This is a genomic window from Mycobacterium sp. VKM Ac-1816D, from assembly GCF_000416385.1.
Lineage (GTDB): Bacteria > Actinomycetota > Actinomycetes > Mycobacteriales > Mycobacteriaceae > Mycobacterium > Mycobacterium neoaurum_A.
Genome location: NZ_AOHQ01000062.1, coordinates 1 through 396, shown reverse-complemented (window position 1 = coordinate 396; position 396 = coordinate 1). Strand labels below are relative to the sequence as shown.

At 73.2% G+C, this 396-nt stretch carries 1 protein-coding gene; it reads right to left on the bottom strand.

Translation table 11 applies throughout. The features are described from left to right. A partial coding sequence (locus G154_RS00055) for a DUF222 domain-containing protein (RefSeq protein ID WP_036478461.1) occupies positions 1 to 396 on the bottom strand: 396 nt, incomplete at both ends.

The following is a 396-nucleotide window of genomic DNA, read 5'->3' as shown; positions in this document are numbered from 1 at the left end:
CGGGATCGGTGCTGCCCTCCTTCGCGGCGGGCTCCTCAGCTCCCGGCTCGCCCACCGGCCCTTCCTCAGCACCGCCGGTATCCGGCGTGCCAGGCACCGGACCCGACTCGGGCGTAGGCCCCGCGTCCGGCCTTGCCCCGTGCCCGCTATCGGGTTCCTGTCCGGTGAGGACGTAGATGGTGACCGCCCCCGCCCGCGGATCTTTGCCCGACCCGGCGCAGTCAGGGTTGCCGCAGAGGCAGGTGAGTCGGTCGGCGCCGGCCAGGACTGCGGCGAGGGCGTCGGCGCGGCGTTCGGCCACGGTGCGCGGATCACCCTCGCAGACACCATTGGCGAGTTGGGTGAGTCGGGTGTCGCTGATCGCGGCGTCGGTGGTGCGCATGCGTCCCCAGAACG